This is a genomic window from Kitasatospora sp. NPDC085464, from assembly GCF_044541955.1.
Lineage (GTDB): Bacteria > Actinomycetota > Actinomycetes > Streptomycetales > Streptomycetaceae > Kitasatospora.
Window position 1 is genome coordinate 36,841 of the sequence record NZ_JBITTM010000009.1, and the last position, 22,402, is coordinate 59,242.

Consider the following 22,402-nt stretch of genomic DNA (forward strand, 5'->3'; position numbering starts at 1 on the left):
GCTCACGTCGCTCACGACGCCCCCACCAGCTTCTCGACCACGACCACCACGTCCGACACCCTGGTCCCGGTCAGGCTCAGCACCCGCTCGGCGATCGCCGCCCGCATCGTCCGGGCCAGCCCCGCGATGTCCGCCGGGAAGGGCAGCTCGACCTCGACCCGGACCGTCACCGTGCTCCCGGGCACCGCCACCGAGACGTGCGGCGGCACCCCCTTCGCCCGCCCGGCGGGCCAGGCGCCGACCTGCACCTCCCGGGCCGCCCGGGCCGCGATCCTGGCGTAGACCCGGTCGGCGACCCGCAGCCGCCCCCGCCGCCCCGACACCGGAACCGGGCCGGGGGCAGAGGCCGCCATCAACGGCGCCGGTCGCGGCCGCGGAACAGGTCCCCGAGCTCACCCAGCTCGATGTCCCCCTCCAGCAGACGCCCGCCCACGAAGCCGACCAGTCCGAGCGCGCCCACCAGCAGGAACGCCGCGAACCCCCCGAAGTACCCGGCGAAGCCGAGGGCCATGCCCACCACCAGGCCGACGATGGCCAGGTTCATCCGCTACTCCCTCGTTCCTCGCTGCGTGGTGCGCCGTCGGCGCCGCCCGCTACTTGAGCTTGGCCCGTTGCCCCGGCGCCACCACCGGCTCCTCTTCCTCCTCGAACTCCGGTTCGTCCGGGAGGTGGACGTCGTTGACCGCGATGTTCACCTCGACGACCTCCAGGCCGGTCATCCGCTCGACCGCCGCGATGATGTTCTCCCGCACCTGGCGGGCGAGTTCGGGGATGACCACGCCGTACTCGACCACCAGTGCGATGTCGATCGCGGTCTGCTTCTCGCCGACCTCGGCCTTGATGCCCCGCCCGATGCTGGACTTGCCACCGGGCACCCGGTCCCGCATCGCGCCGAACGTCCGCGCGAGACCGGAGCCCAACGCGTGGATCCCGGACACCTCCCGGGCGGCCATCCCGGCGATCTTCTCCACCACGCCGACGGCCAGCGCCGTACGGCCGCGCTCCCCGACCGCTTTCGCACCGCCCGGGGAGCCCGGCGGCGGACCGGGGGTCGGAGCACCGCCGGCGTTCTTGTGCAGGGTCGCGGGCGTCGGAGTGTCAGGCATGGGCACATCTCCCGTCGTACGGCTCCAGCTATATCGCAAACCTCCCCAACTCTGGCATTTCGCCACGTTCCGCGCCCGCCGAACGACACCCGGCCGGCGCCCACCCGGGGTCTGCGGCGCACCCCGGAAACGCCGAAGGCCCGACCCGGGGCATCCCCCGAGGTCGGGCCGTCGGTCGTAGCGCGAGGCCGAAGGGCGCGAGGTCAGTCGCCGATCCCGGCGAGCTCCCGCAGCCGACGGGCCTGGGCCACCCGCTCGGCCGAGCGCTGCTCCCCGAAGGAGCGTCCGGCGGCACCCTGCAGCAGCGCCTTGGTCTCGATCACCGCGCCGCGCGGAGCGGCCAGCAGGGCCGCCGCGAGGTCGCGGGCGGCGGCGTCCAGCTCGGCGCCCGGCACGGCCAGGTTGGCCAGCCCGATCGCGGTGGCCTCCTCGGCGTGGACCCAGCGGCCGGTGGCGCAGATCTCCAGCGCACGGGCGTAGCCGACGAGGTCGGTGAGCGGCTTGGTGCCGGCCAGGTCGGGGACGAGGCCGAGCGAGGTCTCCTTCATCGCGAACTGCACGTCCTCCGCGACCACCCGCAGGTCGCAGCCGAGGGCGAGCTGGAAGCCCGCGCCGACGGCGTGCCCCTGGACGGCGGCGATGGAGATCAGGTCCGGGCGGCGCCACCAGGTGAAGGCCTCCTGGTAAGAGGCGATGGTGTCGTCCAGCTCCTTGTCGGCCGCGGCCGCGAGCTGCAGGAAGGTGGGCTCGCCGGGGATGCCCTCGGCGGTGAACATGGCCCGGTCCAGCCCGGCCGAGAAGGAGACGCCCTCGGCGCGCAGCAGGACGACCCGGACGCTGCCGGGCAGCTCGCGGCCCGCGTCGGTGAGGGCGCGCCAGAGCGCGGGCGACTGGGCGTTGCGCCGCTTGGGCTGACAGAGGGTGACGACGGCGAGTTCGCCCTCGATCTCCAGGCGGACGCCGTCCCGCTCCCAGCTCGGGGCCTGCGGGTCGGTGGCGGGGGCGGTCATGCGTGGACCTCCGGTGGCGGGGGATGTGGCTACCGGAGAGTAACAAAACTGGGCGCGCGAGGGCAGGGGCCCGGCCCGGAAAGATCGACGGAGCTCGGGCGGGACGGGGGCGGGGGCGGAACACACCCCGGACATGACGATCGGCGGCCGGTCCACACGACCCGAGGGCGGACGCCCGGCTGTCGGTCAGCCGTCGTCTCCTCGGTCGGCGCCCTGCCGCCGCGTCATCCAGCCAATAGCTGACGAACCGTCAGGAACCGGCCCCGGCAGTCGCCTTGTTCTTGCCCCGCGTGGCACCGCCGCGGCCCCGGAGGATCACTCCGGACTCGCTCAGCATCCGGTGCACGAAGCCGTACGAACGACCGGTCTCCTCCGCGAGAGCGCGAATGCTCGCCCCGGAGTCGTACTTCTTCTTGAGATCGGCCGCGAGCTTCTCACGCGCGGCACCGGTCACCCGGCTGCCCTTTTTCAGAGTCTCGGCCACCCGTGCCTCCTCGTAGCGTTGCTCGGTCAGATTCCCATGATCACCCATCCACCGCGTCCTGGCCACCCATTCGACAAGGTCGATGTCGGAAATGCGTGGTCCTCCGGTGGTGATCCGAGCGCACCAGGGCGCTCACGCAGAGTGCACGCCCCCGGGCGGGCGCCGCCGTTCGCCGCGAAAGGGCTGATCAGCAGCGTCGGCCCGACCACGATCGAGTGGCGGGCCGACGGGAAGTCCTTAAACGGAATCCGGGTCTACTTCATTCCCGGACACGCCGTAGGGACTAGTTTTTCTGGTCCGAAAAGCGGATGCCGCGTCTACTTCCGGTCAGGCCAGCGAGACCAGATCGGCGTAGGACGGGTTCCAGAGGTCCTCCACGCCGTCCGGCAGCAGGATGATCCGCTCCGGGTCGAGCGCCTCGACCGCGCCCTCGTCGTGGGTGACCAGCACGACCGCGCCGGAGAACTCGCGCAGGGCGCCCAGGATCTCCTCGCGGCTGGCCGGGTCGAGGTTGTTGGTGGGCTCGTCGAGCAGCAGCACGTTGGCGGAGGAGACCACCAGGGTGGCCAGCGCCAGACGGGTCTTCTCACCGCCGGAGAGCACCCCGGCCGGCTTGTCGACGTCGTCGCCGGAGAACAGGAAGGAGCCGAGGATCTTGCGGATCTGCACCAGGTCGGTGTCCGGCGCGGCCGAGCGCATGTTCTCCAGGACGCTGCGCTCCGGGTCCAGGGTCTCGTGCTCCTGGGCGTAGTAGCCGATCTTCAGGCCGTGGCCCGGGATCACCTCGCCGGTGTCCGGCTGCTCGACCCCGGCCAGCATCCGCAGCAGGGTGGTCTTGCCGGCACCGTTGAAGCCCAGCACGACGACCCGGGAGCCGCGGTCGATCGCCAGGTCGACGTCGGTGAAGATCTCCAGCGAGCCGTAGGACTTGGACAGGCCGCTGGCGGTCAGCGGGGTCTTGCCGCAGGGGGCCGGCTCCGGGAAGCGCAGCTTGGCGACCTTGTCGTTCATCCGGACCTGCTCCAGACCGGAGAGCAGCTTGTCGGCGCGGCGGGCCATGTTCTGCGCGGCCACCGTCTTGGTGGCCTTGGCGCGCATCTTGTCGGCCTGCGCGTTCAGGGTCGCGGCCTTCTTCTCGGCGTTGGCGCGCTCGCGCTTGCGGCGCTTCTCGTCGTCCTCGCGCTGCTGCTGGTACTGCTTCCAGCCCATGTTGTAGACGTCGATGCAGGAGCGGTTGGCGTCCAGGTAGAAGACCTTGTTGACGACCGTCTCGACCAGGTCGACGTCGTGCGAGATGACGATGAAGCCGCCCTTGTACGTCTTCAGGAAGTCCCGCAGCCAGACGATCGAGTCCGCGTCCAGGTGGTTGGTGGGCTCGTCGAGGAGCAGCACGTCGGAGTCCGAGAAGAGGATCCGGGCCAGCTCGACTCGGCGGCGCTGACCACCGGAGAGGGTGTGCAGCGGCTGGGCGAGGATGCGGTCCGGCAGGCCCAGCGCGGCGGCGATGGTGGCGGCCTCGGCCTCGGCGGCGTACCCGCCCTTGGTGAGGAACTCGGTCTCCAGGCGGGCGTACTTCTTCATCGCGTTGTCGCGGGTGGCGCCCTTGCCGTTCGCCATCCGGTCCTCGTTCTCGCGCATCTTCTTCAGCACGGTGTCGAGGCCGCGGGCGGAGAGGATGCGGTCCTTGGCGAGGACGTCCAGGTCGCCGGTGCGCGGGTCCTGCGGGAGGTAGCCGACCTCGCCCGAACGGGTGACGGTCCCGGCGGCGGGCAGGCCCTCGCCGGCCAGCACCTTGGTGAGCGTGGTCTTGCCGGCGCCGTTGCGCCCGACCAGGCCGATCCGGTCGCCGGAGGCGACCTTGAAGCTCGCGGACTCGATCAGGATCCGGGCACCGGCGCGCAGCTCAAGGGCGTTGGCGGAAATCATGGCTGGGAACTACTCCTGGGACGTGGGCGGGCGGCCGGGCGGTGGGCCGGGGCCGGGCGAGCGGGAAGGGGCTTCATCGACGGTCGGCGCAGCACACGGAGCGCCGCCGCCCGCTATTGCCCGGAGAAGATAGCCATGGCGGCAAGTCTACCGGGCGCCGCGAAACGCCCCGGGGGACTACCGTCCGGGGGTACCCGTCGACCCCGACGGCCCGTCGGTTACGGCTGCTGCGCGGCTGGCTGGTCGTCCGCCGGCGCCGTGGGAGCCGCGCCGTCGGGCCCGGCCGGGGTGTCCGGGCCGGCCGGGGTGTCGGCCGGGGCCGGGGGTGCGGTCGTGGTGTCGGCCGGGGGCGCGGTCGTGGTGTCGGGCGCGACCGGGGCCACCGGGGTCGCGGGGCTCACCGGGGCGGCCGGGGCCGCCGACGGGTCGACGCATCCGCCCTGCGGCCGGACGGCGGCGAACGGCGCGTCGAGGGCGCCGCACGCGGTCTCGGGCGCGGCCACCTTGGTGTCGAAGATCTTCGGCGGCACGATCGGGCCGTCGGTGATCTCCACCCGGGTGCGGTCCAGCACCTTGACCGTCGCGGCCGGGCCGGTGCTCATCGACCAGCCGTTGCTGTCCAGCCGGTAGCCGGTGATGCCGCCGGAGACGGCCAGCCCGCTGCTGTTGGTGCAGGTGCGCGGGATCAGCACGGCGTAGTCGGTGTGCACGGCGCGCAGCGGGTCGTAGGCGCAGCCGTTGGCCGGCTTGTCGTTGTAGCGCAGGTCGCCGTCGGCGTCGCGCAGGCCCATGGTCAGGTTCGGCGTCACCAGGGCCAGCCAGGGCGAGCCGTCCCGCTGGACGGTGTGCAGCGCCCCGGCGGCCCGCTGCTTGGCGAGCTGCTTGCGCTGGGCGTCGGTCCGCTTGTCGGCGCCGGGCTCGCCGTCACCGCGCAGCCAGTCGGCCAGGCCCGGTACCGCGCGGTGCCAGCGCACCTCGTGGTCGCCCGGGCGCACCGAGGTGACCATGCCGTCGTCCCAGACCACGATCGCGTTGTCCCCGGCCATCGCCAGGTAGAGCGCCTCGGCGCCCTCGCGGCGGTAGGACCAGGCCTGCTCGCCGGTCTGCTTGTGGAAGGCCTCCAGGCCGGGCCCGACCCGCAGGTCCAGGTCGGCCGCGCTGAGCGATTCCGAGTTCACCGGCGTCGCCTCCGCGCCCGGACCGGCCACCCGGTCGCCGAACGGCACCGGCTTGTTCGCGTGGGCCGCCGCGCCGGCCGCAAGGACCAGCATCACCGCCAGGGCAGGCAGGATCGAGCGGGGGGTCAGTACACGCAGCGGCTTCCGGGACACGGCCGGAGCGTACCTTTCGCCGGGCGGGCGAGTCAGCCCGGTTCCAGGTTCCGACCGCGCGGCCGACCGTGTGCCCGGCCCCGCGTGCCCCGCCCGTACGCCCACCCGCCCACCTGCGCGGTTCGGCACCCCGACCGTTGCGCGGGGCGGTCCGGGGCGGGCCGCGGGGGCCCGAACGGACCGTTACAGATCTGATACACGAGGGCCGGTCGCGGAGCGTTGCGGCAGACGGCGTTCGAATATCGCCCACTTTAGGGTGACATTCGGCTTTTCGATCCTCCGGCGGGCCTACTGTCGGCGAGCGGGGCGCCACGGTCCGTCCACGCCGAGACCGGGCGCCCCGTACACGCGATGTCCGGAGGAGAGACCATGCGCATCGGCCGTCCGACCCTGGCCGCCGCCGCCCTGCTGCTGATGGCCACGGCCAGCGTCCCGGCCGGCTCGCCGCTCAGCCGGGCCGAACGGCACTCCCTCTCCTCCGACGCCTTCGAGCCGCGCGGCGCCGCCCCCCGCCCGCCGGTCCAGCGGCCGAGGCACGAGCCGCCGTTCGGGGCCTTCGTCGGCTCCTGGGACAACTACATCCCGCAGATCGGCCGGTACGCGCAGTGGCTGGGCGGCGCGAACCTCCAGGTCGGCCACACCTACCTGGCCGGCAACGGCTGGGCCGACGTCGAGGGCGAGCCGGTGGTACTCGGCATGTGGTCGCAGTGGCGGCTGGCCGACCCGTCCCGGCTTCTCGTGCTCGGCGTGCCGATGCTGGTGCCCAACGAGGCGCACGTGTCGGACGGCGAGGTGGCCAGGCTGCTCGCCCAGGGCGGCCGCGGGGACTTCGACAGGCACTTCCTCAAGCTCGCCCGGCGGCTGGTCGCGCTCGGCGGCGCGGACACCGTGCTCACCCTCGGCTGGGAGATGAACGGCACCACCTACACCCACCGCTGCAAGCCCGACCCCTCCGCCTGGAAGGCGTACTGGCGGCGGATCGTCGGGGTGATGCGCTCGGTGCCCGGGCAGCGGTTCCGCTTCGACTTCGCGCCCAACCGGGGCCTGGACGCCATCCCGTGGACCAAGTGCTACCCCGGCGACGACGTGGTCGACGTCATCGGCATGGACAGCTACGACCAGCCCGCCGGGGCCACCTTCGACGACTACGTGCGCGAGCCGTACGGCCTGCAGGACCAGGTGGAGTTCGCCGCCAAGCGCGGCAAGCCGGTCTCGTACCCGGAGTGGGGGCTGTTCCGCAACGGCGACAACCCGGAGTTCGTCCAGCGGATGGTCGACTGGATCCGCACCCATGACACCGCGTACCAGACCGTCACGGACTACTGCCCGCACGGCTTCTTCCAGTGCTCCGGCAATCCGCGCTCGGCGGCGCGGTTCAAGCAGCTGATGTCCGGATCCAAGGGGGCGCCGGCGGTGGTACCGACGGCGCCCCCGGCGCCGACCTCTCCCGCAGCGCCCGCCTCTCCCCCGGCGCCGACCGCGACCGCCTCGCCGGGTGCCCCCGCCCCGTCGGGCACCGCCGTCCCGTCGAGCGTGGCGGCGACGCCGAGCGTGGCGGCGACGCCGAGGCCGACGCCGGGCCCGACCGCGAGCCCCTCGACGGCTGCCACGCCCGCCCGGCGCTGAGCGGTCAGCCGCGGCGGGCCAGCAGCGCCTCCTTGAGCCTGGGGAAGCGGGTGCTCAGGCGGTGCGCCGCCGCCTGCCGGACGCGCACCGCCGCCGCCCGGGCGGCCGCCGCCGGCGCCGCCCCCGAGGGGCCCAGCAGCAGCCGCTGGTTGGGCAGCGGGTCCGGGCGCCAGCGCTGCTTGTACGGCTCCCGGCCTCGCAGCAGGCCGAGCAGCGGGATGCCGGCGCCGACCGTCTCGTCCAGCGCCGCGCTGAACAGCAGCCCGGCGATGTCCAGCCGCTCGCGCAGCACCGGGTGCGCCCCGTACAGGTACAACCCGCCGAAGGAGGGGCAGAGCAGCAGCAGGTTCACCGCGACCAGCTCGCCGTCCAGGTGGAAGCGGTGGACGGCGGCCCTGCCGGTGGCGACCAGGCCGGTGGTGGACTCGGTCAGGTGCCGGACGAACCGCTCGGTGCGGTGCTCCGGGGTGACGCCGCGCTCCTGCCACTGCAGGAAGTGCAGCCGAAGCAGCCCCTCCAGCGCCTCCGGCACCTCGGCCGGCGGCGTCGAGCTGACCTGCACCCCGGCCTCGGCGATCTTGCGCAGCTTCACCCGGCTGCGCTGCGCGGTCTTGCCGGGCACCCGCTTGAGCAGCCGCTCCATCGGGACGGCCGGCAGGTACTGGCAGAGCGAGTCCTCGAAGCGGCGGCGGTCGCCGCGCCAGTGCGCGAACACCCGCTGCACCGCCGCCTCGGGGTGCACCTCGCGCAGCTCCAGCCAGTGCCAGGGGCGGGTGAGCGGGAGGGCGGCGGCGAACTCGGCGGCGGCGCGGTCGGCGCAGTCGTCGTCGAGCAGGACGTCGGTGTAGTCGACCAGCCCGGCGCCGAGGCCGGTCAGGCCGCCGAACGGTCCGCCGCGGCGCCGGAAGGCGCCCGCGCCGACCAGCCGGCCGTCCCGGCGGACCAGCACCACGACCAGCGCGCCCGGGCGGCCGTAGTACCGCCACCAGGACCGCTGCCAGGCGGCCGCCTGGAAGAAGGTGGCGGTCCGGCAGCGGGCGGCCAGGTCGTCCCACTCCTCGGCGAGGGTGTCCAGGGCGTCGTCCTCGCGGCGCAGCTCGGTGGTCCAGGTCGGCGCCGCCGACTGGGCCGGCGGGCCGGGTCTGCGGATCTCGGTGCTCATCGGGCGCTCCCGGCCGGGGTCTTCTCCTTGGCGGCTGTCGGCTTGGCGGCTGTCGCCTTGACGGCCGTCTTCCTCGCGGCCGTCTTCCTCGCGGCCGGCGCCCCGGCCGGTGCCTCGGCAGGTTCCCCGACGGGTTCCCCGGCTGCGGGCTCCGGGGCCACGGGCCCGGCGTCGGCGGCCGCGGCCGTCCCGCCGGCCTTCGTGTCCGCCCTCGTGTCCGCCTTCGGGCCGGCCTTCGTGCCCGGGGCGGCCTCGGCCGGCTGCTCCCCGGTGCGCGGGCGCGGCGGCGTCGGGGCCCCGGCCGGTACGGCGCCCTCGGCGGTGTCCGGTGCCGCGGCCCCGTCCCGACGGCGGGTCATCATCACCAGGGCGCCCAGCAGCAGCCCGGCCGCGCCGCCGACCGCGACGTCCAGCCTGCCGGAGGGCGTGGTCGGCTTGTCCGGCGCGGCGGCCGGGGCCAGCGTCACCAGCCGGACGTTGGTGTCCTTGCTGCTGGTGTTGGCGAAGGAGACCAGCGAGCGGGCCACCGCGTCGGCCGTCCGGGCGGCGTCCTGGGCGCGCGTCCCGGTGCCGGTGATCTCGATCATCGGCGCGTCCGGGGAAGTCGTCCCGTGCACCAGCTCCTCCAGCTCGGCCCGGGTTCGGCCGGTCTCGGCGGCCGCCACCGCGAGCACCTGCGGCTGGCCCGCCAGCCGCCCGTACGCCTGGGCGAAGTTGGTCGCGGTCGCCGCCTCCCCCGGGTTCTGCGGGACGACGAGGACGTAGGCGTTGGTGGCGTACGAGGGGGGCGAGACGACGGCGTACCCGGCGCCGGCCGCGGCGCCCAGCGGAACCGCGAGCGCCACCGGCCACCAGCGGCGGACCAGGCGGCGGGCGCTTCGGCGCGGTGTGGTCATGGGGGTGGCTCCTTGGGGATGGGACGGTGGTTCCGGCGGTGGCGGGCGGTCAGACGCGGGCCAGCCGGTCGTAGAGGGCGCCCAGGTCGGCGGCGACCCGGGCGATGTCGTAGTGGCCGACGGCCGGCGGGTTCGGCAGCGGGTCGGGGGTGTGGTCGTCGAGGTGTCGCAGGTCGCGCAGCGCGGCGACGTAGGCGGCGGGCTCGGACGGGATCCGGCGGGCCTGCGGGGCCGCGGTGGGCGGCAGCTCGTCGAGCGCCGGGCAGGCGCTGTGCCGCACCGGCAGCCCGGCCGCGAGGCCCTCCAGGACGCCGAGGCCGAAGGTCTCCGCGGTGGACGGCGCGGCCAGCACGTCCACGGCGGCCAGCAGCTCCGGCACGTCGTCGCGCTCGCCGGTGAGCACCAGCCGCTCCCGGACGCCGAGTTCGGCGGCCCGGCGCTCCAGCGCGGCGCGTTCCGGACCCTCGCCGACCAGCACCAGCCGGGTGGCCGGGTCGAGTTCGGCGAGCGCCTCGACCAGCACGTCGAAGCGCTTGCCGGGGACCAGCCTGCCCACCCCGCCGATCGCCCAGCTCGTCTCCGGCAGGCCGAGTTCGGCCCGCAGCCGTCGGCGCGTGGCGGCCCGGTCGACGGGCGGGAGGCGGTAGCGGCCGGTGTCGATGCCGTTGGGGATCAGCTCGATCCGGGTCGGCGGCACCCCCCAGGAACGCAGCGTCTGGGCGACCTGCCGGGAGACCGCGACGGTGGTGCTGCCGAGCCGTTCGGCCGCCAGGTAGAGGCCCTTCACGCCCCGGGTGACCGGGCGGCCCTCGATCACCCCGGCGTGCAGCGAGTGCTCGGTGGAGACCACCGCGCGCACCCCGGCCAGCCGCGCGGCCAGCCGGCCGTACAGCTGCGCCCGGTAGAGGTGGGTGTGCACCAGGTCGTAGCGCCCGGCCCGGACCAGCCGCACCAGCCGGGGCAGCGCGCCGAGGTCCCGGTTGCCGCGCATGCCGAGGTGGTGGACGGTCACGCCGTCGGCGCGCAGGGCGGCGGCGACCGCGCCGGGGTTGGTCAGGGCGAGCACCTCGCACTGCTGGTGCGCGGGCAGGTGCTTCAGCAGCAGGTGGAGTTGGCGCTCCGCACCGCCGGAGGCGAGCCCGGTGACGATGTGCAGCACCCTCATGGCCGGCGCTCCGTGTTCTCCCGCTCGCCGCGCGCGCGGCGCAGCTCGGTGACGGCGTCGCGCAACCGGTGCCGGCCCTTCTTGGCGCGCAGTCGCCAGGCGCCGTCGCGGTCGCCGACGTAGCAGCGCGGCAGGGCGAAGCGGCCGGTGAGCGGGGAGTGCGCGATGGCGCAGGCGTAGTCGTACCCGGCGTCGCGGACGGCCAGGGCGGCGGGCAGGTCGACGGCTCCGTACGGGTAGCAGAAGCCGGTGACCGGGCCGCCGACCACCTCCTCCAGCAGGCGCCGGCTGTCCCGGGCCTGCACCGCGAGGGCTTCGGCCGGCAGGCCGGGCAGCGCCTGGTGGCCGAGGCCGTGCGAGCCGATCTCCCAGCCGGCGGCGGCGAGTTCGGTGACCTCCGGGACGGTGAGCAGCTTCTTGCGCGGGCCTTCGGTGTCCCAGTCGTTGGCGCGGCCGAGCAGGTCGGCGACCACGTACGCGGTGGCGGTGAAGCCGTAGGCCTGGAGGATCGGCACCGCGTAGCGGGCGAAGTCCGCGTAGCCGTCGTCGAAGGTGAGGCCGACCAGTTTGTCGTCCCGGCCCTGGGCGCGGGCCCGCATCAGCTCGCGGACCGAGACGCCGCGCCGCCCGCGCCGGTGCAGCCAGGCGATCTGCTCGGCGAACCGCTCGGGGCTGACGGTGAGCCTGTACGGGTCCTCCTTCTCGACCGCCACCGAGTGGTACATCAGGATCCACGGCGAGGCGGAGCCGGGGATCGGCGGTTCACCGACCGGGTGACGGCTCCTGGGCAGTCGCGCCCGGTGCGGCGGGGCGTTGCCGACGCCCGCCTGGGCCGAGCGGACGGTTCCCCGTTCATTGTCCATGGGGACGCTTCCCTTCATCGGCGAGGGTTGGCGGGTTCAGGGCCCGGGCGGCGGCGAGGACCGGGCCGCGCACCTCGCTGGCACCGAGGCCGGTGCCGAGGGCGGCGAAGGTCAGCGCCACGGTGAGGCCCCCGAGGAGGGTGGAGAGCAGCGGGTCGGCGGCCAGTCCGGCGACGGCGGTGCCGAGCACGGTGGCGCCGCCGGCGGCGGCGACCAGGCGGCCGTGGCCGCCGAGCACCCGGCGCAGCCGCAGCGGGATGCCGCGCAGCACCAGGCCGTGCAGCAGCAGCGCGGCGGTGGTGGTGATGCCGGCCGCGTTGCCGGCGGCGAGTCCGAGCGCACCGAGGCCGGGCGTGGCGAGCAGACCGGTGGCGACGGTGACGCCGAGGCCGAGCACCATCGCGGCGGCCGGGTACCAGTCCAGCAGCCGGCGGCGGCCGTCCTCGGTGCCGGGATCGCCGGCCCGGCGGACCACCGGGCGCAGCGAGAAGTACGGCCGGATCATCACGCCGATCAGTGCCTGGGCGGGCAGGCCGAAGCTGTAGACCCGGATGACGTCGGCGGTGGCGGCGGTGTCGCGGGGGCCGAACGCGCCGCGCTCGAACAGCAGCGAGACGACGGAGGGGGCGCAGGCCATCAGGAAGGCGGTGCCGAGCAGGACGACCGCCGCCGCCTGGCCGAGGTCCTTCTCGACCCGGTCGCGGGCGGCGGTGAGGTCCCCGGCGGCGAGCGCCCGGGCGACCAGCGGGAAGGTGACGGTGCAGATCAGGATGCCCGCCGTCATGGCGAGTTGGGAGACCTTGGCGGCGTAGTTGAGGTGCGAGATGGTGCCGGGCGGCAGCGCCGAGCCGAGGTAGCGCTCGACGAACACCTGCGACTGCCGGGTCAGGGTGAAGGCGCCCACCGGCAGCAGGGCGAGCGGCATCAGCACCAGCGCCTTGCCCGGGCGGCGGGCGCGGCCGGCGCCGGACTGCCCGTGGCGCAGCCGGCGCAGGAACGGACCGGCCAGCAGGCCGGCCATCAGCAGGCTGCCGGCCGCGACGCCGAGGGCCGCGGAGCGCACGCCGAGCGAGGCGTGGAAGCCGAGCAGCACGGCCAGGATGCCGAGGTTGTAGACGACGTAGATGCCGGCCGGGGCGGTGAAGCGGTGGTGGGCGCGCAGCGCGGCGGCCAGGTAGCCGGCGATGCCGAAGGGCAGCACGGTGATCGCGGTGATCCGGGTGCAGGTGACGGCGAGGCCGGGGTCGGGCAGGCCGGGGGCGAGCAGCGCGACCAGCTGCGGGGCGCCGACGGCGGTGGCCAGGGCGAGGCCGCTGAGCGCGAGCAGCAGCCAGGGCAGGGTGGCGCGGACCAGTTGGCGGACCGGGTCGGGGGCGTCCGGGTCCTCCTCGCGCAGCACCAGGGCGAGGGCGAAGGCGGGCACCATGAGGAAGGACATGGCGTCCTCGATCAGCAGCGGCGCGGCGGTCTCGGGGACGGTCCAGGCGACCAGGAAGGCGTCGGTGCCCTGGTTGGCGCCGAAGTAGCGGGCCAGCAGGAGGTCGCGCAGCAGGCCGAGACCGGAGCCGGCGGCGCTGAGCAGGGCGGTGATCCCGAAGGCCCTGGCGAGGAAGCCGCCCCGGGGCGCCGGGCCGGGCACGGCGGCCGGGTGCTCGCCGGGCGCGCTGCGCGGGGCCGGGAGGGTGGAGGCCAGGGCGGCCGGGCGGTCGGTGGTCACTGTTCCGCCTCCCCGTCGGCGGCGTGTCCCTCCGGCCGGGGGCGGTGGGCCGCGGCGCGGGCGGCGAGGCCGAGGACCACGGAGGTCAGCACGGTCGTGGTGCCGCCGATGTCGGCGTACAGGTAGTCCACCAGCACCCAGGTGAGCAGGGCGAGCGCCGCGAGGCCGAGGCCGCGGGAGCGGCGCAGGCAGCCGAGCAGGAGGCCGAGGAAGAGCGCGGCGTAGGCGGTGATGCCGATCAGGCCCTGCTCGCTGAGGGCCAGGAAGTACATGTTGTGCGGGGAGAGCAGCGGTTCGCGCTGGAAGCCGATGGTGGGGTCGGCGGCGTCGCTGCCGGAGGACAGCCGCAACGGGGCGTGGCTGTCGCGCAGTTGCTGGAAGGCCTTGGGTCCGGCGCCGTGGACGGGGTGGTCCTGCCAGATCCGCCCGGCGGTGGCCCACAGGTCGTAGCGGTCGGAGACGGACTGGTCGGGCGCGGCGGAGACGGAGCCGATCGAGCTGAGCCGCTTGGTGACGCCGGAGCCGCCGAGGCCGAGGCCGCCGACCAGGACGACCGCGGCGGCCAGGCCGAGGACGGCGCTGCGCACGGCGAGCCGGGCGTCGGCGCGCAGCAGCAGCACGGTGGCGGCGGCGCCGGTGGCGATCCAGCTGCCGCGGCTGAACGAGACGGCGAGCGGGAAGGCGAGGAAGGCGGCGGCGGCGAACATCGACCGCCGCAGCCGGGCGTCGCCGCCGGGCCTGCGCTCGCCCAGCGCCAGCGCGAGGGCGGCGAGCAGCCCGAAGCTGACCACCGTGGACATCGCCATGACGTCCAGCGCGCCGAAGGTGCCGACGGCCCGGATCGGCTGGCCGGTGTAGGACGCGCCGGTGTGGGTGAGGTACTGCTTCGCGCCGACCACGCCCTGGATCAGCGCCGCGAGGACGAAGGAGCCGAGGACCAGTCGCTGGTCGGTGCGGTCGCGCAGCGAGCAGAGCACCGCGGCGGGCACCAGCACGAAGACCTGGACCAGCCGGACGAAGCCGGTGACGCTGGTGGCCGGGTCGATCGAGCCCACGGTGGCGACGGCGGCGGCGACCACGATCCCGGCGAACAGCGCTCCGGTGCTCCGGTCGACGGCGGGTTGCCGTCCGCGCAGCAGGTCCACCGCGGTGAGGGCGACCAGGGCCAGCGAGGCGAGGTCGGCGGCGGTGATGTGGACGGCGGCGGTGACGTCCTTCTCGCCGGTCGGCACGCAGACCAGCAGGACGGTGGCCGCGGCGAGCAGGCTGGGCCGGTCGGCGAGTGCGGGCAGCGCCTTCCGTAAGGCGGGACGCGGGACGGCGGGCAGGGTCAGGGCCACGGGGGTCAGCTCCCGTCCGGGTGGAGCATCAGGGCCGCGGTGCGGCACAGGATCTTGACGTCCTGCCAGAGGCTCCAGCTCTCGATGTAGCGGTTGTCGAACCGGGCGCGGTCCTCGATGGAGGTGTCCCCGCGCAGGCCGTTGACCTGGGCCAGGCCGGTGAGGCCGACCGGGACGCGGTGGCGGTCGGCGTACTCGGGGTAGGCCTGGCCGAAGCGCATCACGAAGTACGGGCGTTCGGGGCGCGGGCCGACCAGGCTCATGTCGCCGCGCAGCACGTTCCACAGCTGCGGCAGCTCGTCCAGCGAGCTCTTGCGCAGCAGCCGGCCGACGGCGCCCATCCGGTGGTCCTGCGAGATGTTCCAGCGGGTCGCGGACTCGTGCTCGTTGCTCGGGCGCAGGGTGCGGAACTTGAGGACGGTGAAGACCCGGCCGTCCAGCCCGGTGCGCTGCTGGCGGAACAGCACGCCCGGGCCGGTGTCGAAGCGGACGGCGAGGGCGCAGAGCGCGAGGACGGGGGCGAGCAGCAGCAGGCCGAACGCGGCGGCGGTGATGTCCAGGGCGCGTTTGGCGGCCCAGCCGGGCCGGCGCATCGCCGGGCCGGCGACCCGCAGGCAGGGGAAGCCCCACAGGTGGTCGCCGCCGGCGATCGGGGCGGTGGGCAGCGCGCCGAACTCGCGCAACGCGGGCACCAGCCAGATCTGGCAGCCGAGCCGGGCGGCGTCCCGCAGGGCGGCGGCGGTCTCGGCCTCGTCGGCGGCGCCGGCGGTGGCGATCACGTGCTGGATCCGGTGCCGGCGCACCTCGCGCTCCAGCACCTCGCGGCCGCCGAGGACGGGCGGGTCGGTGTCACCGGCCAGCAGCGGCGGGTCGGCGTCGAGGAAGCCGACCGGGCGCATCCCGTACTCGGCGTGCTCGCGGAGGGCGGCGGCGACCCGCCGGCCGAGCCCGCCGGCGCCGAGCACCAGGACCGGGTTGGGGCGGCTGCGGCGGATCCGCCGGACGAGGTGGTAGAGGACGGCCCGGCCGATGGCGGCGATCAGCAGTTGGGTGCCGAGCAGGACGGTGAGGCGGGCCGGGGTGGCCGGGCCGCAGTCGGGCCAGCGGCCGCCCAGGCAGCCGGACAGGGTGACGGCGAAGGCGGTGGCGACCACCGCCCGGGCGGCCAGCGCGGGCAGTTCGTCCAGGACGGACAGGGTGAGCCGGGCCCGGTAGAGGCCGCCGACCAGGTTGAGCAGGATCAGCAGGGGCAGGACGGCGGGCACGCCGAGCAGGGGGTCGAGCGGGGCGCCCGGGTCGATCGCGCGGTTGGCGATGCCGCCGGCGGAGCACAGCGCGATGGTGTCGGCCTGGACCAGGGCGAGCGGCAGGGCCAGCCGGTTGCGGACCGTCCCGCGGTGCCGGCGCGGCGCCGGGACCGTCCGGCTGCGGGCCGCCCCCACCGGGCGGTCGAGCAGTCCGGTACCCGGCCGGCGGGGGCCGGACAGGGGCCCGCCGGATCGCGGCACGCTGTCATGGTCAATGGTCATCAGCGCACGATCTCCCCTGCTGTGTGCCCGGGGTGACGGCGCCCCGGCACCGGTTTGCGCGGGGCGGCCGTCCCGGCCTGGTGGGCGCGGTCCTGACAGCACCTGCTGCCGCCGGTGGCTTTCGGCTCTCCCGCGGCGAAGCCGATCGCGGAGGGGCGGGTCGCACCGGACTCGGTCGCGAGGGGCTCAGCCGTGAATTCCCCGCATGGAATCCGAACGAAGCAGGCAAAATCCGACAATACCGAACCTGGCGCGGTGGGCTGGAAGTTGACTTGCCGTTTCATTCCAGCCGCCCATTAATAGGTAATTCGGATTTGACGTCTCGCCCTTATCCGGTTGAGGGTGCGAATACGCCGGCGCCGGACCGGCTGGCATTCACGGCTTGTGAAACGATCAGATCCGCTCTGGGACACGGGCCCGGCGGCGCCCGGCGACCGGCCCGGCACCCAGCAGATGGCGGTAGAGAACGTCCACCTGTTCGACCACGGTGCGCACGTCGTGCCTCGCGACGACGTGCTCGCGCAGTCGCGCGCCGCGTCGCTCGCACTCGATCGAATCGGACAGCGCTTCCGCCATTCGGGTGGCGAGGGCCGGCACGTCCTCGGGCGGGACCACCGCGTGCTCCCGCTCCGCCGCCGGCAGGCACTCCCGCGCACCCGGCACGTCGGTCAGCAGCACCGGCCGGGCGGCCGCCATCGCCTCCAGCGGGGCCAGCGCCATCCCCTCCCAGCGCGAGGGCAGCACCACCAGGTCGGCCGCAGCCAGCCACGGGCGCGGGTCCGCCACGTCCCCCACCAGCCGCACCCGGGCGGGCTCGGCGGTCTCCCGGACCAGCTCCGCCACCCGCTGCTCCTCCGGCCCGCCGCCGACCAGCGCCAGCCGGGCCTGCGGCACCCGGCGCAGCACCTCCGGCCAGGCCGCCAGCAGCACGTCCTGGCCCTTCTGCCGGCACAGCCGCCCCACGCAGACCGCGAGCGGGGCGTCCAGGTCCAGGCCGAGCGCGATCCGGGCGGCCCGGCGGTCGGCGGGCGCGTAGTGCCGGACGTCCACGCCGTTGGGCACCACCGCCCAGTCGGCGTGCACCCCGGCGGCCACGCCGTCGGCCCGCTCCTGGACGCTGACGCACAGCAGCCGGTGCGCCCAACGGGTGGCGAAGCGCTCCCAGCGCAGGGTGGCGGCGGCCAGCGCGCCGTCCACGGCGGCGAAGGACCAGGCGTGCGGCTGGAAGACGGTCGGAACGGCGCCGCGCACCGCCAGCCGGCCGGCCAGTCCCGCCTTGGCGCTGTGCAGGTGGACCACGTCGGGCGCGGCCGCGCGGACGATCCGGCGCAGCCGCCAGGCCTCGGCGGCGGTGCCCGGGCCCGGCGAGCGCCCGGCGGGCCAGTCCTGGACCAGCGCGCCCACCGCGGCGGCCTCCTCGGCCAGCCGCCCGCCGTGCGGACAGGCGACCAGCACCCGGTGGCCGGCCTCGCGCTGCCCCCGGACCAGGTCGGTGACGACGCGGGCGACCCCGCCGTCCACCGGTTGCGAAATGTGAAGGATCGTCATATGCACGGCGGCGAGCCTAGGGTGGCTCCCCCGTGCCGGGCGGCCCCCGTCACCCGGAGGTGGCGGTTCGGCCACCCGTACGGCTTTCGCGTCGTACGGGTGGCCGAGCCGCTCGAATTCCCACGCGATTCACGTGCATCGGTGGATCTACGCGCTCGAATCGCGCTGCCGTCGAATTCCGGCGCGCCGCCCGGCGGGCCCCGGCCGGCTTCGGCGGGCCTCGGCGAGGCTCGGCGGACCTCAGCGACGCTCGGCGGACCTCAGCGACGCTCGGCGGACCTCAGCGAGGCTCGGCCGGCCCCGACGGACCTCGGCGGTCCTCAGCGGACCTCGGCGGCCAGGTTGGCCAGCACCTCGTCGTGGATCCGGTTCAGGCCCTTCGGGGCGAAGGTGCGCTCGAAGAAGCCGCCGATGCCGGTCGCGCCCTGCCAGGTGGCGGTCACGGTGACCTTGCTGCGGCCCTCGCCGGCCGCGGCGACGGTCCAGGTGATCACCATGCTGGAGTTGGCGTCCTTCTCCACCAGCTGGTCGGGCTTCGGCGCCGACACGGTGAAGAGGCAGTCGCGCACCCGCTTCTCGGTGGCCTGCAGCTTCCAGTGCACCTGGGTGCCGGCGCCGGTGCCGCCGACCCGGACCTCGTACTCGCTGTACTGCGCGGGCAGCAGCTTCGGGCGGGTCACCTGGTAGTCGGCCAGCACCTCGTACACCCGCTCGGGGGCCGCGTCGTAGACCCGCTCGGTGGTGGCCTGCACCTGTCCCATGACCTTGCTCTCCTCGTGTGGTGGTAGCGCTCTCACCGGCAAGCCAATCACAGGGTCACGCCCGTGACGCGGCGGGATGGACACCTCACGGTGCCGAGCGGTCGAGCCGGCCGTTCCGGGCACGGACCCGACGTTCGAATCCTCGGGCTGTCGCCCGTGTCAGGGTGCGGGCGGCTGCGGACCGGACTCGGGGAGGAGCTGGACCACGCCGAGCCGGTGGGAGTCGGCGTTCTCGCAGAAAGCGCGGACCCTCCAGCGTCCTGCGGGCAAGGGGACCGGGGCCTCGTCCGGCTGCCCCCCGCCGGTGGGGTAGAGCACGCCGAGGTCGCTGCCGGCCTCGGCCGAGTCCATGAGGACTGCCGGTCCGTCGGTTTCCCAGACCCCGCACTCCTCCCACGGCGTCGACGGGTCGTCCAGCGCGGCCTCGGCAGCGGCGAGCAGTTCGACGTCGGAGTCGGCGGCGAACCACCGCAGGAAGCTCTTCCGCTCGGACAGGTAGCAGGTGGCGGCGGGCTCGTCACCCAGCACCAGAGCGGATGCGGTGCCGCCGCCCAGGCCGATCACCTCGGCGGAACCCTCGACCGCGCAAGCCCGGTCGTAGTCGTCCGGCCGGTCGGTGCCGCCGACGATCACACCCTCCGGGGTGCATCCGCCCCACCGGTGCAGCGCGGACACCGGGACGACGACCAGCGGTCCACCCATGGACCCGACCCAGGCCAGGCCGAGTTGCCGGTGGGAGGCGTGTGGGATGTCACTCATGCGCGCAGTCTGCCGCCCCGCACCGACACCCCGGCAGGCCGGGGCCGCGGTGTCGCGCGCCGGTCCGTCCCCGGGGCCTGACGGCCCGGGATTCGAACGGACCGGCCGCAGCCCCTGGCTACACCGATCCGCCGTCAACGAATTAGGGTGGCCGGTGTGCTCGATCTGGTGACTGCAGTGCGCTACGTCGACCCGCTGCGCGCCGGCGGCTCCGTTCCCGGTGTGGTGGAGACCGACGACCTGGGAACGTACGTGGTCAAGTTCACCGGGGCCGCGCAGGGCCGCAAGGCGCTGATCGCCGAGGTGATCGTCGGCGAGCTGGCCCGGCGGCTGGGCCTGCGGGTGCCGGAGCTGCGGCTGGTGGACTTCGACCCGGCCGTCGCCGCGGACGAGCCGGACACCGAGATCCAGGACATGCTCAAGGCCAGCGCGGGACTCAACCTGGGGATGGACCTGCTGCCCGGGGCGCGGGACTTCCGCCCGGGGACGATCGCGGTGGACTCCGTCGAGGCCGGCCGGGTGGTCTGGCTGGACGCGCTCACCGGCAACGTCGACCGCACCGTGCACAACCCCAACCTGGTGGTCTGGCACGGGCGGCTCTGGCTGATCGACAACGGCGCCGCGCTGATCTTCCACCACCGCTGGGCGGGCGCCGAGGCGTCCGTCGGCAAGCGGTACGACCTCAGCGCGCACGCGCTCGGCGGCTCGGCCCCGGACGTCCGGCTGGCCGACGAGGAGCTCGGCCCGCTGGTCACCGTGCCGCTGCTGGAGGAGGTGCTGGCCCTGGTCCCGGACGAGTGGCTGGCCGACGAGCCCGGCTTCGACTCGGCGGACGCCGTCCGGCACGCGTACGTCACCCACCTGGCAGCCCGGGTGGTGCTCTCCGAGGAGTGGCTGCCGGAGGGCTTCGCCACGCCCGAGCAGCTGCGCGAGGCCGAGCGGCGGCAGGCGGCCCGGACCAGGGCCGGGCGGCCGGCCTGGCTGCAGCAGGTGCCGGACCTGCACGGCAAGCCGTCGGTGGAGACGGTCTGGGAGCACCACTTCGACGAGGGCTGAGCCGGCCACCGATCGGGGGGCGGCCGCGGGTCAGCCCATCGCGGGGCGGATCCAGCCGAAGTACTCGACCGCCGTTCCGAGCAGCAGGCCGAAGCCGACCACCGGGAACGCGACGTCCCGGGGCAGCCGCTGCAGCCGGGCGACCAGGAACCCGAGGCCCAGGCCGAGCAGCGGGCCGGCGGCGAGCAGCAGGCCGAGGAGCAGCACCGCGACCGCCGACCCACCGGCGGCCAGGCCCATCACGGCGACCACCAGGCCGCCGGCCGCGACCGTGGCCAGCATCGGTGCGGCGAGCAGCAGTTCGCCCACGCCCAGGGCCAGCGCGAGCCGGTTCCGCTTGCCGGGAAGGGCCTGTCGGCCGGGGACGGTCTGTGCCATGCCGCTCAACTCCTGTGGTGACTCCGTCGGGTACGGACCCATCCTCGGCGGCGGGGGAGGCGGAGGCCTGAGTACGGCTACTCAAACGCGACCGGGGAGCGGGGCCCGTGTGGCCCCGCTCCCCGGCTCGGCGATCAGGTGTCGTCGCGGTCAGCGCATCAGCGCATCAACGCATCAGCGCCACCACTGGACCGCCTTCTCGGCGTTGATGATGCCCGCGCCGTAGAAGCCGTTGTCGTCGGCGCCGCCCTCACAGGTGGCCTTCCACTGGCCGGCGCCGCCCGGGTTCCAGTCGCCGGTCGGGCAGGCGTGGGACTCGGCCTGGCTGGTCAGCATCTCGGTCAGCTCGTCCGCGCTGGCCCACGGGAAGGTGCTGGCGAGCAGGGCGACCACACCGGTGGCGTGCGGCGAGGCCATCGACGTGCCCTGCATGTAGCCGTACTTGCCACCGGGGAGGGTGGACAGGATGCGGCCGTTCTTGTCCGGGGTGTTCGGGATCTGGTATCGGGCGTCGCCACCCGGCGCGGCGACGGTCACGACGCCCTTGCCGTAGCTGGAGTAGTACGACTTGTCGCCGTTGACGCCCACCGAGGAGACGGCCAGGACGCCCGGGAGCTCGGTCGGCAGCGACAGGCAGTCGTTGGTGACCGGACGGGTGCCGGGGGTGGTGTCGTCCGGGCTGGAGACGTCAGTGGTCTTGTGCGCCAGGTCGATGTTCTCGTTGCCCGCCGCGGCGACGTTGAGGACGCCCTTGCGCTGCGAGAACGCGACGGCCTTGCGGACGGCGGCGGTGATGGCCGCCTGGTCCTTGTCGTTCGGGCAGTTGAACATCCACGGGTCGATGTAGTAGCTGTTGTTGGTCACCTTGAACTGGTGCTCACCGGCCCACACGAAGCCGCAGATCGCGTACTCCGGGTAGATGAACCCGCCGTCGTCCACGACCTTGACCGCAGCCAGCTTGACGTTCGGGGCGATGCCCACGATGCCCTTGCCGTTCTTGGCGGCGGCGATGGTGCCGGCCACGTGGGTGCCGTGGTCACCGTCGGGGCCCGGCTGCCAGGCCTTCCAGTCGGTGTTCGGCTTGCCGCCGTCGATGCAGGAGACCGACTGCGAGGCGTCCACGTTGGCGGCCAGGTCCTCGTGGGTGCCGTCGATGCCGGAGTCCAGCACGCCGACGGTGACGTTGCGGCTGCCCAGGGAGAGCTTGTGCGCCTTGTCGACACCGATCTGGCGCATGTCCCACTGGTTGGCCTCAAGCGGCTCCTGACCGGGGGCGGCCGCGGCGGCGGTGGGCTCGGCGACGACCTCGGCCTTCTCGCGGTCGGCAGCCGTGATGCCCTTGGTGCGGCTGGCACCGACGGAGTCGACGCCCTTGGCCAGGCGCAGCTTCTCGGCGAACTTGGTGTCGGTCGAGCGGGCGATGACGACGCCGATCTGCTCGTACGAGTAGACCACCGTGCCGCCGAGGCTCTTGACGGCCTGTTCGACCTTCTGCACCTGGCCGTGGTTGGCCTTGGTGTTGACGACGTAGCTGAGCAGCGGACCGGTCGTCGGGTCGGCCGTGGGGGCCGCGACGGCGGTGCCGGCCGGGAGCGCGAGGGCGCCGGCAGTGGCGAGCACGAGGCCCACCGCCGCGTACCGGGTCCGGCTGATCCGAGAAACTCTCATTGGGGGTGGCCCTCCCGAGTCGTCATGCGGCAGCTGCGGTTGGCAGGTGCACTGGGAATGACCGGACGCTAATGAAT

Annotated in this window: 21 protein-coding genes; 2 read left to right on the forward strand and 19 right to left on the reverse strand. The window is 74.5% G+C overall.

What is annotated here, in order from left to right; translation table 11 throughout:
- Nucleotides 1–11: 11 nt before the first annotated feature.
- The 7 genes from ACIGG8_RS09940 to ACIGG8_RS09970 form a co-directional block, all read right to left on the reverse strand.
- Nucleotides 12–353, reverse strand: a complete 342-nt coding sequence (locus ACIGG8_RS09940; protein ID WP_396546805.1) for a hypothetical protein — start codon at nt 351–353, stop codon at nt 12–14.
- On the reverse strand, nt 353–544 hold the full coding sequence (locus ACIGG8_RS09945) for a hypothetical protein (RefSeq protein WP_350525282.1): 192 nt from the start codon (nt 542–544) through the stop codon (nt 353–355). The genes ACIGG8_RS09940 and ACIGG8_RS09945 overlap by 1 nt, the downstream gene beginning before the upstream one ends.
- A 49-nt stretch (nt 545–593) precedes the next feature.
- Nucleotides 594–1,106 (reverse strand): Asp23/Gls24 family envelope stress response protein, encoded by a 513-nt coding sequence (locus ACIGG8_RS09950; protein WP_350525283.1) that lies wholly within the window; start codon nt 1,104–1,106, stop codon nt 594–596.
- 203 nt (nt 1,107–1,309) lie between these two features.
- On the reverse strand, nt 1,310–2,116 hold the full coding sequence (locus tag ACIGG8_RS09955; RefSeq protein ID WP_396546808.1) for an enoyl-CoA hydratase/isomerase family protein: 807 nt from the start codon (nt 2,114–2,116) through the stop codon (nt 1,310–1,312).
- Nucleotides 2,117–2,366: 250 nt separating this feature from the next.
- Nucleotides 2,367–2,600: a helix-turn-helix domain-containing protein gene (locus ACIGG8_RS09960; RefSeq protein WP_030059940.1), complete on the reverse strand. Its 234-nt coding sequence runs from the start codon at nt 2,598–2,600 to the stop codon at nt 2,367–2,369.
- 327 nt (nt 2,601–2,927) lie between these two features.
- Entirely contained in the window at nt 2,928–4,526 is a 1,599-nt protein-coding gene (locus tag ACIGG8_RS09965) for an ABC-F family ATP-binding cassette domain-containing protein (RefSeq protein ID WP_396546810.1), read from the reverse strand.
- A 218-nt stretch (nt 4,527–4,744) separates the two neighbouring features.
- Complete coding sequence (locus tag ACIGG8_RS09970) at nt 4,745–5,857, reverse strand: hypothetical protein (protein WP_396546812.1); 1,113 nt, start codon at nt 5,855–5,857, stop codon at nt 4,745–4,747.
- Between the two features lie 369 nt (nt 5,858–6,226).
- On the opposite strand from ACIGG8_RS09970, the gene ACIGG8_RS09975 reads away from it, so the two are divergent.
- Nucleotides 6,227–7,483, forward strand: a complete 1,257-nt coding sequence (locus ACIGG8_RS09975) for a glycosyl hydrolase (protein WP_396546814.1) — start codon at nt 6,227–6,229, stop codon at nt 7,481–7,483.
- 4 nt (nt 7,484–7,487) lie between these two features.
- Here the strand turns inward: ACIGG8_RS09975 and ACIGG8_RS09980 are convergent, their stop codons facing one another.
- The 10 genes from ACIGG8_RS09980 to ACIGG8_RS10025 form a co-directional block, all read right to left on the reverse strand.
- On the reverse strand, nt 7,488–8,645 hold the full coding sequence (locus ACIGG8_RS09980; protein ID WP_396546815.1) for a GNAT family N-acetyltransferase: 1,158 nt from the start codon (nt 8,643–8,645) through the stop codon (nt 7,488–7,490).
- The gene (locus ACIGG8_RS09985) at nt 8,642–9,541 is read right to left on the reverse strand and encodes a Wzz/FepE/Etk N-terminal domain-containing protein (protein ID WP_396546817.1); all 900 of its coding nucleotides are present in this window, start codon (nt 9,539–9,541) and stop codon (nt 8,642–8,644) included. Before ACIGG8_RS09985 ends, ACIGG8_RS09980 begins: the two co-directional genes overlap by 4 nt.
- Nucleotides 9,542–9,590: 49 nt before the next feature.
- On the reverse strand, nt 9,591–10,706 hold the full coding sequence (locus tag ACIGG8_RS09990) for a glycosyltransferase (RefSeq protein WP_396546819.1): 1,116 nt from the start codon (nt 10,704–10,706) through the stop codon (nt 9,591–9,593).
- Nucleotides 10,703–11,569, reverse strand: a complete 867-nt coding sequence (locus ACIGG8_RS09995) for a polysaccharide deacetylase family protein (RefSeq protein WP_396546820.1) — start codon at nt 11,567–11,569, stop codon at nt 10,703–10,705. Before ACIGG8_RS09995 ends, ACIGG8_RS09990 begins: the two co-directional genes overlap by 4 nt.
- Nucleotides 11,559–13,286 carry a murein biosynthesis integral membrane protein MurJ gene (gene murJ, locus ACIGG8_RS10000; RefSeq protein WP_396546822.1) on the reverse strand — a complete coding sequence of 576 codons (1,728 nt, stop codon included), beginning with the start codon at nt 13,284–13,286 and terminating at the stop codon, nt 11,559–11,561. The genes ACIGG8_RS09995 and murJ overlap by 11 nt, the downstream gene beginning before the upstream one ends.
- Nucleotides 13,283–14,626: an O-antigen ligase family protein gene (locus tag ACIGG8_RS10005; protein WP_396546824.1), complete on the reverse strand. Its 1,344-nt coding sequence runs from the start codon at nt 14,624–14,626 to the stop codon at nt 13,283–13,285. The genes murJ and ACIGG8_RS10005 overlap by 4 nt, the downstream gene beginning before the upstream one ends.
- A 5-nt stretch (nt 14,627–14,631) precedes the next feature.
- Nucleotides 14,632–16,155: a sugar transferase gene (locus tag ACIGG8_RS10010; RefSeq protein ID WP_396546826.1), complete on the reverse strand. Its 1,524-nt coding sequence runs from the start codon at nt 16,153–16,155 to the stop codon at nt 14,632–14,634.
- 393 nt (nt 16,156–16,548) lie between these two features.
- Nucleotides 16,549–17,703, reverse strand: coding sequence for a glycosyltransferase (locus ACIGG8_RS10015; RefSeq protein ID WP_396546828.1), 1,155 nt, complete (start codon nt 17,701–17,703; stop codon nt 16,549–16,551).
- Between the two features lie 320 nt (nt 17,704–18,023).
- On the reverse strand, nt 18,024–18,464 hold the full coding sequence (locus ACIGG8_RS10020; protein WP_350525296.1) for an SRPBCC family protein: 441 nt from the start codon (nt 18,462–18,464) through the stop codon (nt 18,024–18,026).
- 159 nt (nt 18,465–18,623) lie between these two features.
- Nucleotides 18,624–19,223: an Imm21 family immunity protein gene (locus ACIGG8_RS10025; RefSeq protein WP_396546830.1), complete on the reverse strand. Its 600-nt coding sequence runs from the start codon at nt 19,221–19,223 to the stop codon at nt 18,624–18,626.
- Between the two features lie 156 nt (nt 19,224–19,379).
- Here ACIGG8_RS10025 and ACIGG8_RS10030 point away from each other — a divergent pair, with 156 nt between their 5' ends.
- Entirely contained in the window at nt 19,380–20,279 is a 900-nt protein-coding gene (locus ACIGG8_RS10030; RefSeq protein ID WP_396546832.1) for a HipA family kinase, read from the forward strand.
- Between the two features lie 30 nt (nt 20,280–20,309).
- Here the strand turns inward: ACIGG8_RS10030 and ACIGG8_RS10035 are convergent, their stop codons facing one another.
- Both ACIGG8_RS10035 and ACIGG8_RS10040 read right to left on the reverse strand, forming a co-directional pair.
- Nucleotides 20,310–20,657 carry a hypothetical protein gene (locus ACIGG8_RS10035; RefSeq protein ID WP_396546834.1) on the reverse strand — a complete coding sequence of 116 codons (348 nt, stop codon included), beginning with the start codon at nt 20,655–20,657 and terminating at the stop codon, nt 20,310–20,312.
- 174 nt (nt 20,658–20,831) lie between these two features.
- Nucleotides 20,832–22,325 carry a S8 family peptidase gene (locus ACIGG8_RS10040; RefSeq protein WP_396546836.1) on the reverse strand — a complete coding sequence of 498 codons (1,494 nt, stop codon included), beginning with the start codon at nt 22,323–22,325 and terminating at the stop codon, nt 20,832–20,834.
- Nucleotides 22,326–22,402: the final 77 nt, after the last annotated feature.

Bases quoted from the DNA above. Each gene is read 5' to 3' on its own strand.
- ACIGG8_RS09940 (WP_396546805.1), bottom strand. From the start codon at position 353: ATGGCGGCCTCTGCCCCCGGCCCGGTTCCGGTGTCGGGGCGGCGGGGG.
- ACIGG8_RS09945 (WP_350525282.1), bottom strand. From the start codon at position 544: ATGAACCTGGCCATCGTCGGCCTGGTGGTGGGCATGGCCCTCGGCTTC.
- ACIGG8_RS09950 (WP_350525283.1), bottom strand. From the start codon at position 1,106: ATGCCTGACACTCCGACGCCCGCGACCCTGCACAAGAACGCCGGCGGT.
- ACIGG8_RS09955 (WP_396546808.1), bottom strand. From the start codon at position 2,116: ATGACCGCCCCCGCCACCGACCCGCAGGCCCCGAGCTGGGAGCGGGAC.
- ACIGG8_RS09965 (WP_396546810.1), bottom strand. From the start codon at position 4,526: ATGATTTCCGCCAACGCCCTTGAGCTGCGCGCCGGTGCCCGGATCCTG.
- ACIGG8_RS09975 (WP_396546814.1), top strand. From the start codon at position 6,227: ATGCGCATCGGCCGTCCGACCCTGGCCGCCGCCGCCCTGCTGCTGATG.
- ACIGG8_RS09980 (WP_396546815.1), bottom strand. From the start codon at position 8,645: ATGAGCACCGAGATCCGCAGACCCGGCCCGCCGGCCCAGTCGGCGGCG.
- ACIGG8_RS09985 (WP_396546817.1), bottom strand. From the start codon at position 9,541: ATGACCACACCGCGCCGAAGCGCCCGCCGCCTGGTCCGCCGCTGGTGG.
- ACIGG8_RS09990 (WP_396546819.1), bottom strand. From the start codon at position 10,706: ATGAGGGTGCTGCACATCGTCACCGGGCTCGCCTCCGGCGGTGCGGAG.
- ACIGG8_RS09995 (WP_396546820.1), bottom strand. From the start codon at position 11,569: ATGGACAATGAACGGGGAACCGTCCGCTCGGCCCAGGCGGGCGTCGGC.
- ACIGG8_RS10010 (WP_396546826.1), bottom strand. From the start codon at position 16,155: ATGACCATTGACCATGACAGCGTGCCGCGATCCGGCGGGCCCCTGTCC.
- ACIGG8_RS10015 (WP_396546828.1), bottom strand. From the start codon at position 17,703: ATGACGATCCTTCACATTTCGCAACCGGTGGACGGCGGGGTCGCCCGC.
- ACIGG8_RS10020 (WP_350525296.1), bottom strand. From the start codon at position 18,464: ATGGGACAGGTGCAGGCCACCACCGAGCGGGTCTACGACGCGGCCCCC.
- ACIGG8_RS10025 (WP_396546830.1), bottom strand. From the start codon at position 19,223: ATGAGTGACATCCCACACGCCTCCCACCGGCAACTCGGCCTGGCCTGG.
- ACIGG8_RS10035 (WP_396546834.1), bottom strand. From the start codon at position 20,657: ATGGCACAGACCGTCCCCGGCCGACAGGCCCTTCCCGGCAAGCGGAAC.
- ACIGG8_RS10040 (WP_396546836.1), bottom strand. From the start codon at position 22,325: ATGAGAGTTTCTCGGATCAGCCGGACCCGGTACGCGGCGGTGGGCCTC.